At 64.0% G+C, this 12,900-nt stretch carries 12 protein-coding genes; 9 read left to right on the plus strand and 3 right to left on the minus strand.

The genetic code is table 11. The annotated features are described in order from the left end of the window. The first annotated feature begins 4 nt into the window (after positions 1 to 4). The 4 genes from OKW20_RS12580 to OKW20_RS12595 all read left to right on the plus strand — a co-directional run bounded on the left by OKW20_RS12580 (position 5) and on the right by OKW20_RS12595 (position 4,619). On the plus strand, positions 5 to 1,288 hold the full coding sequence (locus tag OKW20_RS12580) for a beta-ketoacyl-ACP synthase (protein ID WP_402318000.1): 1,284 nt from the start codon (positions 5 to 7) through the stop codon (positions 1,286 to 1,288). Positions 1,289 to 1,566: 278 nt separating this feature from the next. Beyond that, positions 1,567 to 2,595, plus strand: a complete 1,029-nt coding sequence (locus OKW20_RS12585) for a zinc-binding dehydrogenase (RefSeq protein ID WP_043617339.1) — start codon at positions 1,567 to 1,569, stop codon at positions 2,593 to 2,595. A gap of 12 nt (positions 2,596 to 2,607) precedes the next feature. Beyond that, positions 2,608 to 3,537, plus strand: coding sequence for a lipid A biosynthesis lauroyl acyltransferase (locus OKW20_RS12590; RefSeq protein ID WP_429113972.1), 930 nt, complete (start codon positions 2,608 to 2,610; stop codon positions 3,535 to 3,537). Positions 3,538 to 3,908: 371 nt separating this feature from the next. Beyond that, the gene (locus OKW20_RS12595; RefSeq protein ID WP_429172616.1) at positions 3,909 to 4,619 is read left to right on the plus strand and encodes a PAS domain-containing protein; all 711 of its coding nucleotides are present in this window, start codon (positions 3,909 to 3,911) and stop codon (positions 4,617 to 4,619) included. 106 nt (positions 4,620 to 4,725) lie between these two features. On the opposite strand, the gene OKW20_RS12600 is transcribed toward OKW20_RS12595, so the two are convergent. Further along, on the minus strand, positions 4,726 to 5,160 hold the full coding sequence (locus OKW20_RS12600) for a hemerythrin domain-containing protein (RefSeq protein WP_371258871.1): 435 nt from the start codon (positions 5,158 to 5,160) through the stop codon (positions 4,726 to 4,728). A 253-nt stretch (positions 5,161 to 5,413) separates the two neighbouring features. On the opposite strand from OKW20_RS12600, the gene ccoN reads away from it, so the two are divergent. From ccoN to ccoP, 4 genes are read left to right on the plus strand one after another with little or no spacing between them, the layout of a single operon-like run. Beyond that, the gene (gene ccoN / locus OKW20_RS12605; protein ID WP_043617330.1) at positions 5,414 to 7,042 is read left to right on the plus strand and encodes a cytochrome-c oxidase, cbb3-type subunit I; all 1,629 of its coding nucleotides are present in this window, start codon (positions 5,414 to 5,416) and stop codon (positions 7,040 to 7,042) included. A gap of 13 nt (positions 7,043 to 7,055) precedes the next feature. Then, a complete protein-coding gene (ccoO, locus tag OKW20_RS12610) occupies positions 7,056 to 7,787 on the plus strand; it encodes a cytochrome-c oxidase, cbb3-type subunit II (protein ID WP_104664286.1) in 732 nt (243 codons plus the stop codon). Positions 7,788 to 7,800: 13 nt separating this feature from the next. Beyond that, positions 7,801 to 7,953 carry a CcoQ/FixQ family Cbb3-type cytochrome c oxidase assembly chaperone gene (locus tag OKW20_RS12615; protein ID WP_034788377.1) on the plus strand — a complete coding sequence of 51 codons (153 nt, stop codon included), beginning with the start codon at positions 7,801 to 7,803 and terminating at the stop codon, positions 7,951 to 7,953. Positions 7,954 to 7,957: 4 nt separating this feature from the next. After that, on the plus strand, positions 7,958 to 8,821 hold the full coding sequence (gene ccoP, locus OKW20_RS12620) for a cytochrome-c oxidase, cbb3-type subunit III (RefSeq protein WP_402317983.1): 864 nt from the start codon (positions 7,958 to 7,960) through the stop codon (positions 8,819 to 8,821). Between the two features lie 370 nt (positions 8,822 to 9,191). On the opposite strand, the gene OKW20_RS12625 is transcribed toward ccoP, so the two are convergent. Continuing rightward, on the minus strand, positions 9,192 to 10,754 hold the full coding sequence (locus OKW20_RS12625; protein ID WP_429173434.1) for an MFS transporter: 1,563 nt from the start codon (positions 10,752 to 10,754) through the stop codon (positions 9,192 to 9,194). An 8-nt stretch (positions 10,755 to 10,762) separates the two neighbouring features. Here OKW20_RS12625 and OKW20_RS12630 point away from each other — a divergent pair, with 8 nt between their 5' ends. Then, entirely contained in the window at positions 10,763 to 11,677 is a 915-nt protein-coding gene (locus OKW20_RS12630) for a helix-turn-helix transcriptional regulator (RefSeq protein WP_429172620.1), read from the plus strand. A gap of 27 nt (positions 11,678 to 11,704) precedes the next feature. On the opposite strand, the gene OKW20_RS12635 is transcribed toward OKW20_RS12630, so the two are convergent. Next, a complete protein-coding gene (locus OKW20_RS12635) occupies positions 11,705 to 12,601 on the minus strand; it encodes a hypothetical protein (protein ID WP_429172622.1) in 897 nt (298 codons plus the stop codon). Positions 12,602 to 12,900 lie beyond the last annotated feature (299 nt).

Raw genomic sequence — 12,900 nt, forward strand, 5'->3', positions numbered from 1 at the left:
ATTGATGAGCAACGCTTACAAGGATCACCTCGGCCGCCCGATCGTCGCCGTTACCGGCATGGGCGTCATCACCTCGCTCGGCCAGGGCCTGGAAGACAACTGGTCGGCGCTGACCGGCGGCGTCTCCGGCATCCGCAAGATCACCCGTTTCCCGACGGAAGGCCTCAACACCCGCATCTCCGGCATGGTCGATTTCATCGAGGTGCCGGCGGCCAACTCCGTCGAGCGTTCCTATGCCATGGCGCGCGAGACGACGCTGGAAGCGCTGGCGCAGGCCGGGCTTTCCGGCGACTTCAACGGCCCGCTGTTTCTGGCCGCCCCGCCGATCGAGCCGGAATGGAGCGCACGCTTCGAGCTTGCCGATCGTTCGCCGCCTTCCGAACAGCCAGGCGATGCCTATAACCGTTTCCTCGCTGCGATGCGCCAGAAGGCCGATCCGGCGTTCCATGAGGCCGTGCTCTTCGGCTCGATCTCCGAGCGCCTTGCCGATCGCTTCGGCACGCGTGGCCTGCCGGTGACGCTGTCGACCGCCTGCGCTTCCGGCGCAACGGCGATCCAGCTCGGCGTCGAGGCGATCCGCCAGGGCCGCACCGATCGTGCGCTGACGGTTGCGACCGACGGTTCGGTCAGTGCCGAAGCGCTGATCCGCTTTGCGCTGCTTTCCGCGCTCTCCACCCAGAACGACCCGCCGGAGAAGGCCTCCAAACCCTTCACCAAGGACCGTGACGGCTTCGTCATCGCCGAAGGCGCTGCAACGCTGGTGCTGGAATCGCTGGAAGCCGCCGTTGCCCGCGGCGCCCGCGTCTACGGTATCCTCAAGGGTTGCGGCGAGAAAGCCGATCTCTTCCATCGCACGCGCTCCTCGCCGGACGGTGGCCCGGCCATCGCGACGATCCGCGCGGCGCTTGCCGACGCCGGCATCGATGAAACCGGCATCGGCTACATCAACGCGCACGGCACCTCGACGCCCGAGAACGACAAGATGGAATATCTGTCGATGTCGGCCGTCTTCGGCGATCGCCTGCCGTCGATCCCGGTCTCGTCCAACAAGTCGATGATCGGCCACACGCTGACAGCCGCCGGTGCGGTCGAGGCGGTGTTCTCGATCCAGACGATGCTGACCGGCACGCTGCCGCCGACGATCAACTACCAGAACCCCGATCCGGCAATCGTGCTCGACGTCGTGCCGAACGTGAAGCGCAGCCAGCAGGTTTCTGCGGTGCTGTCGAACTCCTTCGGCTTCGGCGGCCAGAACGCCAGCCTGGTGATGACGGCCGAGCCGGCCTGAGCCAACTCGAGGGCAATACGATTTGGCGCTGCCCCCTGTGCCCTGCCGGGCATCTCCCGCACGAGGGGAGATCGGGTGTAGCGCTGTCCTGCTCATCAGGGGTGTCCCGACGCGGAGCCCTCCGTTGAAGCGATAAGCTTGCCGTGGGTCGATCTCCCCTTTTGGGGGAGGTGGCCGGCAGGCTAGAGGGGGGTGCTGCGCCACTCTCCCAAAGTGTATATATGCCAGTCAGCACGGCCCAGCCGCTCGACTATGTAAAGAGATCTAAAGGAAGAACCATGCGCGCCCTGCAACTGCTCGATGACCGCAAGCTCGAAATCACCGACATTCCGGAACCGGAAGCACCCGGCCCGGGCGAGGTGACGCTGCGCGTCAAGGCGGTTGCGCTCAACCACATCGACGTCTGGGGCTGGCGCGGCATGGCGTTCGCCAAGCGCAAGATGCCGCTCGTCATCGGTGCGGAAGCCTCCGGCGTCGTCGATCAGATCGGCCCGGGCGTTTCGAGCGTGCTTCCGGGCCAGCTCGTCTCGGTCTACGGCGCGCGTACCTGCGGCCTCTGCCGTCCGTGCAAGGAAGGCCGCGACAACCTCTGCGAACATGTGGGCGGCGTTCACGGCTTCCACCTCGACGGCTTTGCGCAGGAAAAGATCAACCTGCCGGCGCGCCTGCTGGTACCGGCCCCTCCGGGCGTCGATGCGGTTGCCGCCGCCCTTGCTCCGGTGACCTTCGGTACCGTCGAGCACATGCTCTTCGACAACGCCAAGCTCGAGCCCGGTGAAACCATCCTCGTGCACGCCGGCGGCTCCGGCATCGGCTCGGCGGCGATCCAGCTTGCCAAGAAGATCGGCTGCACCGTGATCACCACCGTCGGCTCGGACGACAAGATCGAGAAGGCCAAGGCGCTCGGCGCCGATCACGTCATCAACTACCGCACCGACCGTTTCGAAGGCGTCGTGCGCAAGCTCACCAAGAAGAAGGGTGTCGACGTCGTGTTCGAACACGTCGGCAAGGACACCTGGGCCGGCTCCATGCTCTGCATGAAGCGCGGCGGACGTCTCGTTACCTGCGGTTCCACCTCGGGCGTCTCCACCGACATGAACCTGATGATGCTCTTCCAGCAACAGCTCAAGCTGCTCGGCTCGTTCGGCTGCCGCATGGAGAACATGGCGAACGCCATGCAGAAGATGGCGCGCGGTCTCGTGCATCCGGTCATCGACACTGAAATCACCCTCGACCAGATCGACCGGGCACTGGAGCGCATGGAGTCGCGCCAGATCTTCGGCAAGATCATCCTGAAGATGGATTGATCGACTGTGCGCATGGTGATCACACGGCTGGTGCTGGCGGCGGATCGTTTCCGCCAATGGCTGATTGCGCAGTTCGTGTTTCTGCTTCTGACGATCCTGAAGATGTTTCCCGCCGACGGCGCGATCAGCTTTATGGATCGCGCCCTGCGGTTCATCGGCCCGAAGACCAGCCGTCAGAAGCTGACGCTGACCAACCTGCGCAACGCATTCCCGGAAAAGAGCGACGCGGAGATCAACGAGATCGCGCTCGAAAGCTGGGGCAACATGGGGCGCATGGCGGCCGAATACGTGTTCCTCGACCGGCTCTTCGATTTCGATCCGGAGCGCACGACGCCGGGCCGGGTCGAGGTCTCGGGCATTCCCTTGTTCCTCGAGCTTCGCGACAATCCGCGCCCTTTCATCGTTTTTACCGCGCACAGCGGCAATTTCGAGATGCTGCCGGTCGCCGGATCCGCCTTCGGGCTCGACGTGACGGTGCTCTTCCGTCCGCCGAACAATCCTTACGTGGCCGAGAAGGTCTTCAACTTCCGCGCCGAACGCATGGGTAAGCTCGTGCCGTCGCATGCGGGCTCGTCCTTTGCGCTCGCCCGCCAGCTGGAGCGCGGCCAGGGCGTCGGCGTCCTCGTCGACCAGAAGTTCCGCAAGGGGCTGAAGACGAAGTTCTTCGGCCAGGACGTGCAGACCAACCCGCTGCTCGCCAAGCTCGTGCGGCAGTTCAACTGCGAGGTCTATCCGGCCCGCTGCATCCGCTTGCCGGGTGGCCGTTTCCGCCTGGAAATCGAACCGGCGATCGCCATTCCCCGCAAGGCCGACGGCAGCGTCGACGTCACCGCCACGGCGCAGGTGCTGAACGACAAGGTGGAGAGCTGGGTCCGGGAATATCCGGGCCAATGGCTCTGGTATCACGACCGCTGGCACATCAAGCGTTACCTGAAAGACTGATTCTCTTTCGCATCTGAACAGCGCCTGATTGCGCCTAGCGCAAGCAGGCTTGACGTTCCTGCAAGCCCGGCACCCCTGGTGTCGGGCTTTGCGTTTTGCCAGCTACGCGGGGACATCGGCGCCGATTCTCCCTCGAAAACGTGCGTAAGCGTTAAGTTTTTCTTTCTGCTGTTGAACGCTATCGCAATGAGTGTAAACTTATGCCTGTCGCGTGAGAAAATGCCTGCAAGCGCTTTGGATGACCCGAGCGGCGCGGTTTTACGCGAAAGGGGTGGGGGAAACGTCAAGAACCAGATCAGTGTCCTGAGCATCTACGCCTGTTTTGTAAGTGCATCGAAGCGGCTTTGCCGTGGGGGAATTGGGGTTTCGAATTGAACGCACTGATTGAGCTGTTCTGGTTCAAGTATTCGCAGCTGCAGTATGCCGTACGTACGGCAGACGAGCATTTGATCGGGATTCTGGATCGCGAATTGGATCCTATTCTGAGGTCCGTCTACGACGAGAAGGCGGTGAGCGTCGAAGACGCCCGGCTTCAGTTCCAGTTCCTGATCGACATTCTGCGCGTCGAAGCCGACGACATTTCCTGCGTGCTGCGTCATTCGCAGTTGCTGCAATCGCTGATCAACCGCTACTTCGCAGCGACCGGCGCGGAGAACCTTGACGACCTGCAGCTGGAGCGCCTGCCGGCGCAACCGAACAAGGGCAGGGCGGACGAAGGATTGCTCAACGAGGCGATCCTCGACAGCTTCCCGGACCGGTTGGCGGTGATCACGCCCGACTACCGCTATCTCTACACTAATCCGCGCAATGCCGAGCATCTGGAAAGCCGCCCGATGGACCTGATCGGCCGGCATATCGTCGAGTTCATCGGCATCCAGCGGTTCGAGCTGCGGGTGAAATCCTATCTCGACCGGTGTTTCGCCGGCGAGGTGGTGGACTACACCTTCGCCAAGACGGTCGATGCGCGCACGGTCGTCGTGCGCTGCCGGCTGACGCCGTGCATGTCGAGCACGGGCAAGCTGATCGGCGCCATCCTGGTGATCCAGGAACATGCCGACCGCCGCCGCGCGATCGCGGCCTGAAGCGCCGGTTCCGGCGGCATCAATCGAAAATGCAGAAGGGAATGCGCGGCCAGGTAACGGCCGCGAGACTTGTCGGCATTTGCGGCGCGCTGCGCGGACGGCCGGTCTATCCGACCGGCGCGGTAATGCTGCGCAGACATTCCTGCTCGAAGCCGACGTGCCGCCTGAGGCTGGTGAAGAAGCCGCGCAGCATGTAGCCGGCGGTCTCGGCATTGACCGTCTCGTCGGCGGCGCCGAGGCGCTCCAGCATTTCGGTCAGTTCCTCGGCGAAGCACTCGTCCTCGCAATGCTCGTATTTCAGCCGCTCCAGCGTCGCGCCAAGCGTCGGGTCCGAGCGGTAGGTGCGCTCGATCCAGGGGAAGACCAGGTTTTCTTCGCCCGAATGCATCTCGCGGATCAGCGGCTCCAGTACCTTGGCGGCATAGACGCATTTCTGTCGGTCGATGTCGGCCGGCAGGCTGTCGGCGATTTCCTCCAGGCAATTGCAGAGCGCCAGCTGCTCCTCGTGGGCGCGGGCAAGCCAGGCAAACGGCTCGGCCACGGGTTCCCGCCGGGGGGCTGGGTCCAGTCGGCTGCGGATTCGTCCGTCTTCAAAAGTCTTTTTCATCGGCTCCAGACGCCAACTCCCACGGCGCTCCCTATTGTTTGCCGAGGATGATCCAAACGAGGTGGCAAAGCCTTGATCTGAATCAAGGCCGGCTTGCCCCGATTCTGACACTTTCCGGCAAGCTGCGGTGACACCCCTCGTTTCGGGGTGTCGTTGCGTGCGTTCGGACCAAGTTGGGGACCCAACCATGAAATACACATTCGAGATGATCCTGCTCGGGGTCGGTGCATTCCTGGCGCTCGTCGGCGCCGGGCTTGCCCAGGACCGGCACTTCGAAGCCCATATGTGGGTGCTGTTCTTCACGCTTCTTGCCGGCACCATCCTTTTGATGCGCCGCATCGAGTTCAGCCCGGCTTCCGCGGGCAGGGCGTCACCGCCGCCACCCCAGTCGGAGTATTTTGACGAGGTGGTCAAATACGGCGTGATCGCCACCGTCTTTTGGGGCGTCGTCGGATTTCTCGTCGGCGTCGTGGTTGCGCTCCAGCTTGCCTTCCCGGACCTCAACATCGAGCCCTGGTTCAATTTCGGCCGCATGCGGCCGCTGCACACCTCGGCGGTCATCTTCGCCTTCGGCGGCAACGCGCTGATCGCAACGTCGTTCTACATCGTCCAACGCACCAGCCGCGCCCGCCTCTTCGGCGGCAATCTCGGCTGGTTCGTGTTCTGGGGCTACCAGCTCTTCATCATCATGGCCGCCACCGGCTATCTGCTGGGCATCACCCAGTCGAAGGAATATGCAGAGCCGGAATGGTATGTGGACCTGTGGCTGACGATCGTCTGGGTCGCCTATCTCGCCGTCTTCCTCGGCACGCTTCTGACCCGCAAGGAGCCGCATATCTATGTGGCCAACTGGTTCTACCTCGCCTTCATCGTCACGATCGCGATGCTGCACATCGTCAACAACCTGGCGGTTCCGGTCTCCTTCCTCGGCTCCAAGAGCTACTCGGCCTTTGCCGGGGTGCAGGACGCGCTGACGCAATGGTGGTACGGGCATAATGCCGTGGGCTTCTTCCTGACGGCCGGCTTCCTCGGCATGATGTATTACTTCATCCCGAAGCAGGCGAACCGCCCCGTTTATTCCTACCGCCTGTCGATCATCCACTTCTGGTCGCTGATCTTCATGTACATCTGGGCAGGCCCGCACCACCTGCACTACACCGCGCTGCCCGACTGGGCGCAGACGCTCGGCATGGTGTTCTCGGTCATGCTCTGGATGCCTTCCTGGGGCGGCATGATCAACGGCCTGATGACGCTGTCTGGCGCCTGGGACAAGATCCGTACCGATCCGATCATCCGCATGATGGTCATGGCCGTTGCCTTCTACGGCATGGCGACCTTCGAAGGTCCGATGATGTCGATCAAGACGGTCAACTCGCTCAGCCACTACACCGACTGGACCATCGGCCACGTGCATTCCGGCGCGCTCGGCTGGAACGGCCTCATCACCTTCGGCGCGATCTACTATCTCGTTCCGAAGCTGTGGAACCGCGAGCGCCTCTACAGCGTGCGCATGGTCAACTGGCACTTCTGGCTCGCCACGCTCGGCATCGTCGTCTACGCGGCGGTCATGTGGGTTGCCGGCATCCAGCAAGGCCTGATGTGGCGCGAGTACGACGACCAGGGCTTCCTCGTCTATTCCTTCGCGGAATCGGTCGCGGCCATGGTTCCCTACTACGTGCTGCGTGCCCTCGGCGGCGCACTCTTCCTCGCCGGAGCTCTGCTCATGGCCTTCAACGTAACCATGACCATCCTCGGCCGCGTGCGCGATGAAGCTCCGATTTTCGGTGCGACGCCCGCGCTCAAGGCTGCGGAATAGGAGGGCATCACCCATGTCCATTCTCGACAAACACGCGACGCTCGAACGCAACGCGACCCTGCTGCTCGTCGGCTCGCTGCTCGTCGTCTCCGTCGGCGGCATCGTGGAAATCGCGCCACTCTTCTATCTCGAAAACACGATCGAGAAGGTGGAGGGCATGCGTCCCTATTCGCCGCTGGAGCTTGCCGGCCGCGACATCTATGTGCGTGAAGGCTGCTATGTCTGTCACAGCCAGATGATCCGCCCGTTCCGCGACGAAGTGGAGCGCTACGGTCACTACTCGCTGGCGGCGGAGTCCATGTACGACCATCCGTTCCAGTGGGGCTCCAAGCGCACTGGGCCGGATCTCGCCCGTGTCGGCGACCGCTACTCCAACGAGTGGCACGTGCAGCACATGATCGAGCCGCGCTCGGTGGTGCCGGAATCGGTCATGCCGAGCTACGCCTTCCTCAAGGCGACGCCGCTCGACGTGAACAACATCGCCGCCAACCTCAAGGCCAACAAGGCGGTCGGCGTACCCTACACGGACGAAATGATCGACAACGCGCTTGCCGACATCAAGGCGCAGGCAGATCCGAACGCCGACACGTCCGGCGTCGAGGGCCGCTATCCGAAGGCCAAGCTTGGCGACTTCGACGGCGATCCGCAGAAGCTGACAGAGATGGACGCGCTCGTCGCCTATCTGCAGATGCTCGGCACGCTGGTCGACTTCTCCACCTACGACGACACCACCGGCTATCGTTAAGGAGACCGCACCCATGGAAACCTACACGGCCATGCGCCAGTTCGCCGATAGCTGGGCGCTCCTTGCCATGACGCTCTTTTTCCTCGGCGTCGTTGCCTTCATCTTCCGGCCCGGCGCCAAGAAGGCCGCCGATGATGCCGCAGCCATCCCCCTGAAGGAGGATTAATAGAATGGCGGACAAACACGTCGACGAAATCAGCGGCGTCGAGACCACCGGCCACGAATGGGACGGTATCCGCGAGCTCAACAACCCGATGCCGCGCTGGTGGGTCTATACCTTCTACGCGACCATCGTCTGGGCTGTCGGCTACATGATCGTCTATCCAGCCGTGCCGCTCCTGACCGACGCCACCAAGGGCGTGCTCGGCTATTCGAGCCGCGCCGAAGTGAGTGCGGAGCTTGCGAGCGCCAAGGCGGCGCAGGCCGGCAACCTCGAGAAGATCGCCTCGAGCTCGCTTGCCGACATCATGGCCGATCCGCAGCTGCAGCACTTTGCCGTGTCCGGCGGTGCCTCGGCCTTCAAGGTCAACTGTGCCCAGTGCCACGGCTCGGGTGCGGCCGGTTCTGCCGGTTTCCCGAACCTCAACGACGACGACTGGCTCTGGGGCGGCAAGCCCGAAGAGATCTACCAGACGATCGCCCACGGCATCCGCTACAACGGCGACGACGAGACCCGCGTCTCGGAGATGCCGTCCTTCGCGGAAATCCTCAAGCCGGACGAGATCAAGCAGACGGCGGCCTATGTCGTCAGCCTCACCGGCACGCCGTCGGATGCATCCATGGTGGAGCCGGGCAAGGCGCTGTTCGAGACCAACTGCGCCTCCTGCCACGGTGCCGACGCCAAGGGCAACCGCGAGTTCGGCGCGCCCAACCTTGCCGACGCGCTGTGGCTGAACGGCTCGAGCGAGCAGGCGATCGTCGCCCAGATGAAGGCGCCCAAGCACGGTGTCATGCCCGCCTGGTTGCCGCGCCTCGGCGACACCACGGTCAAGCAGCTCGCCATCTTCGTGCATTCGCTGGGTGGCGGCGAGTAGTCCGGGTATTCAACAGGCGGCTGCCCCTCATCCGCGCGGTGAGGGGTTTGCCCCTCATCCGGCTGCCGCCACCTTCTCCCCGTCATGACGGGGAGAAGGGACAAGCCGCACCGGCCTTGCGTATCTCGACGTTTCGCCATGCTTTGACATGGCGGCAGGTTGGAACCTCTGGTTTGGGACCAGAGGGTGCGCCCAGCGTCTCTCTCCCCGCCTGGCGGGGAGAGATGTCCGGCAGGGCAGTGAGGGGCAACTGATCCAGACAATCAAGAAGGCCGCGTCGCAGGATGCGGCCTTAGTCGTTGGCGGATCGCGCGCCGCCGGCCAGCGACCCTAAAGCGGGGAGTTCCGTCGAGGGACCGCCGGCGCTCCATCACGATTTCGCAGCCTTGCTGGCGGCAGGCTTCCGCAATGTCACGGCTGCCAGCGTCGCCATGAGAGCGATGGCGAGGGCGCAAATGGCGGCGGCTGCGTTGAAGCCGGTCATGAAGGCGGCCTCGGCTTGCTCCAGCGTGCCCGCCGGCAGCTGGGCTGCGACGGATGCTGCGCCGGCGAGGCTGTCCGACAGCCTGTGGCCGATGTCGCCGGCAAACTCTGTGTGGCCGGCCATTTCGGCGCGGTAGACCGCCGTCGTCAGGCTGCCGAGCGTGGCGATTCCGACGGCAAGGCCGAGTTCCTGCACCACTTCGGAGAGGGCGGAGGCGGAGCCCGCCTTTTCCGTGGGGGCAGCGCTGACGACGAGATCGGTGCCAAGGGCGGCAATGGTGCCGAGGCCGAGATAGACGAGCGCGAATGCGGCCGTCACCAGCCCGACACCGCCTGGGGAGGAATCGAGTAGGGCGAGCAGGAGGTAGCCGACCACGGAGAGCGCCAGCGCCGTTGCGATCACGGGGCCGGGGCCGAAGCGCCGGGCGATGAGCGGTGCGGTGATGCCGGCCAAAAGCATGGCGAGCGCCGAGGGTCCCATTCTCAGGCCTGCCGACAGGGGAGAAAGCCCGACGACGAGCTGCAGATACTGGGTGACGAGCAGCATCGTGCCGCCGACGGCCGTCAGGCCGACCAGTAGGATCAGCAGCGCGGTGCGGAAAGCGCGGTCGGAGAAGAGCTCGAGGTCGATCAGCGGGCTTCGCAACCGGCGTTGCCGCCGGATGAAGAGCAGTGTGGCGACGAGGCCGACGGTCAGACCGAGCATGGCAGCGAGTCCGAAGCCATCCTTGGCGATCTGCTTGATACCGTAGACGATGGGAAGCAGCCCCGCCAGCGACAGCGCCACGCTCGTCATGTCCAGCCGCTCCGCTTGCGGCGCACGGTATTCCGGCAGCAGGAACGGCGCGACGATGAGGAGCAGCCCGACGATCGGCAGTGCCACGAGGAAGGCAGCACCCCACCAGTAGCGTTCGAGCAGGATGCCGCCGACGATCGGCCCCGCCGCCATGCCGAGCGCGAACATGGTCGCCCATACCCCGATCGCAAGCGCCCTCTGGTGCGGGTTTAAAAACATGTTGCTGATCAGCGCCAGCGTCGGCGGCATCAGCGTTGCGCCGGCAACGCCGAGGGCCGCGCGTGCGGCGATCAGCATGGTGGCGCTGGTGGAATAGGCCGAAAGGATCGAGGCGACGCCGAAGGCGGCGGCACCGAGCATCAGCAGCTTGCGCCGACCGATGCGATCGCCGAGCGTTCCCATGGTGATCAGGAAGCCGGCGATCATAAAGCCGTAGGCATCGACGATCCAGAGCGCCTGCGTGCTGGTGGGCTTGAGATCCGCCGCCAGCGCCGGCAAGGCCAGATGCAGCAGCGTCAGGTCGAGCCCGAGCAGGATGGTGGGGAGCGCGAGCAGGGCAAGGCCGGCCCATTCCCGCAGGCCCGCGCGCGGTTCTGCGGGGGCCGCATGGATGGGATGTCCCTCGGTGAGGTGGGATGGTCGGTCGCTGAGCATGGTCAAAAGTGATCTCCGTCTTCGCTTGGGCTGGTTGCGGAAACCACATCTTCAAGGCACACTGGTCCTGTTACAATTTAAGTATTTATCCTATTACTAAGAGCAATAGCGTGAACGAACGAAGCCTTGAGCGAAGCAAGAACGAGCTGTCGGAGTTTCTGACGCGGCACCGGGCGAAGCTGACGCCGGCCGATGCTGGGCTCGCGTTCAACGGGCGGCGGCGCACCCCCGGCCTCAGGCGCGAGGAGGTGGCAGCGCTCGCCGGCGTCGGGCTCACCTGGTACACCTGGTTCGAGCAGGGGCGCGACATCAAGGTGTCGGAGGCGTTCCTGTTGAATGTGGCGCGAGCGCTGAAGCTCGATGACGCCGAATGCAGCCATCTGTTCCTGCTGGCCCACAAGCGGCCGCCGCCGCCGGAGGCGCATCATCGCGTCACAGTTTCGCCTTTGGTCCAGCAGTTGCTGGATGAGTTGACGGCGCGGCCGGCCTATGTGGTCAACCTGCGCTGGGATGTCGTTGCCTGGAATGCGGCGGCGGACGCGCTGTTCGGCTTCAGTGCGCGGAGGCCGGAGCTTGGCAATATTTTGCAGATGGTGTTTGCCGATCCCGAGATGCGGCGGCGTATGCCAGCCTGGCGCGAAGACGCGCCGAAGCTGCTCGCCCAGTTCCGATACGATTTCGCCGTGGCCCCGGATGATCCGTCGATGCTGGCCCTGGTCGAAAGCCTCAAGGACCTTTCGGCCGATTTTAGGCGCTGGTGGGCAGCGCCCGGCGGCGACGAGGCCCGGCGCGGGATCGGATCCCTGATCGATGCTGCAGCCGTGAGCCTGCGTTTCCGCCACGAGACGCTGGTGGCGGACGAACACCGGCATCTGCGCATGGTGGTCTATTTCGCCGAACCGGCGCTCGCCCGGGAGCGATAACCGAAGCTGCCGGCGCTTTGGCTCGTCCTATTCGAGAGCCGCGGCGATGGTGGCGCCGACGACAACGCTTGACAGCGCCGTGCCGAGAAGCAGCGACGTGTTGACCGGCCGCTTCACGACCGTGCCGAAGTTGAAGAGGTTCATCGGCAGGAGGTGAAAACCGCCGCTTTCCGGCTTGCTTGACGGCGCTTCCATGAAACACTCGTCGTCGAACCAGACCCAATCGTCGCGCCAGGTCCAGCAGCCGTGCTTGCGATAGATGTTGGCGACCTGTTCGGCAAAGCCCTTGTCGGCGGGCAGGCGAACGTATTCCTGCGGCTTGCGGCTGAAATACTGCATGGCGAGCGGCATGGAGCGCTCGGTGCAATAGTTGGACATCCAGAGCTTGAAGCCGATCTCGTCGCGCAGGCGGTCGAGGACCCGGAAGACCTGCACGTGATCCTCGTGGCCATACTCGCCCCAGGGATTGTGGGTGAAGACGTTCATGTCGGGCTTCAGCAGCGGCAGCAGCGTGCGGTAGAGCGTCTCGTAATTGTCGCGATAAGCCTGGGCGATCGGCCGGGTCGAGTGGCGGAAGCTGCCGGGCATGATCTGCGACAGCGACTTCTTGACGATGCGCTTGGCTTCGCGGCGCGTGCCTTCGGTGCCGAACTCCATGCCGAAGGGGCCGGGCTTCGGGTTCGTCCAGTCGGCGCAGTCAAACGAGCCGGTTTCCTCCATTTCGAGGAAGCGCACGTTGCCGCGCGGATAGGCCTTGATCGCAGCGGTGCGCGCGTCGCCCATCTGCGGCTCAGACCAGATGTCGCGATAAAGGATGATCACCTCATCGACCTTGTTGAGGATCGAGGTGAACCACAGCAACTCGTCATCGGGATGGGCGCCGATGATGACGGAGTTCTTCAGAAAATCATGCGTATCGGCCATGCTCTTGCGCGCCCTCGTGTTCGTCGCGCGCAATTCTGACGTGTAGAGATTAAACCGGCGTAAAGCGGGAGTGTGCGTCCACAGGTTATGGTGGCGGCGCAGTCCCGGACGTATCGGTCGACTGCCGGTCACCCGACGAGACACGTAGCGCGAATGGCACGCGCGCTGCCGTCTCTTCAACTTCCCTCATTTCTGTGCTTGTCACAGAAATCCAGCCGCGCCGCGTCGGCGGCGCGAGAAAAGCGGCCGGCATGTTTTGGCTTAGCGCCTCTTGCCGTGCGGACGCACGGCCGCTGGAT

It is taken from the genome of Ensifer sp. LBL, assembly GCF_050435225.1.
Classification (GTDB): Bacteria; Pseudomonadota; Alphaproteobacteria; order Rhizobiales; family Rhizobiaceae; genus Ensifer.

Bases quoted from the DNA above. Each gene is read 5' to 3' on its own strand.
- OKW20_RS12585 (WP_043617339.1), top strand. From the start codon at position 1,567: ATGCGCGCCCTGCAACTGCTCGATGACCGCAAGCTCGAAATCACCGAC.
- ccoP (WP_402317983.1), top strand. From the start codon at position 7,958: ATGGCGGACAAACACGTCGACGAAATCAGCGGCGTCGAGACCACCGGC.
- OKW20_RS12580 (WP_402318000.1), top strand. From the start codon at position 5: ATGAGCAACGCTTACAAGGATCACCTCGGCCGCCCGATCGTCGCCGTT.
- ccoN (WP_043617330.1), top strand. From the start codon at position 5,414: ATGAAATACACATTCGAGATGATCCTGCTCGGGGTCGGTGCATTCCTG.
- OKW20_RS12615 (WP_034788377.1), top strand. From the start codon at position 7,801: ATGGAAACCTACACGGCCATGCGCCAGTTCGCCGATAGCTGGGCGCTC.
- OKW20_RS12590 (WP_429113972.1), top strand. From the start codon at position 2,608: ATGGTGATCACACGGCTGGTGCTGGCGGCGGATCGTTTCCGCCAATGG.
- OKW20_RS12635 (WP_429172622.1), bottom strand. From the start codon at position 12,601: ATGGCCGATACGCATGATTTTCTGAAGAACTCCGTCATCATCGGCGCC.
- OKW20_RS12625 (WP_429173434.1), bottom strand. From the start codon at position 10,754: ATGCTCAGCGACCGACCATCCCACCTCACCGAGGGACATCCCATCCAT.
- ccoO (WP_104664286.1), top strand. From the start codon at position 7,056: ATGTCCATTCTCGACAAACACGCGACGCTCGAACGCAACGCGACCCTG.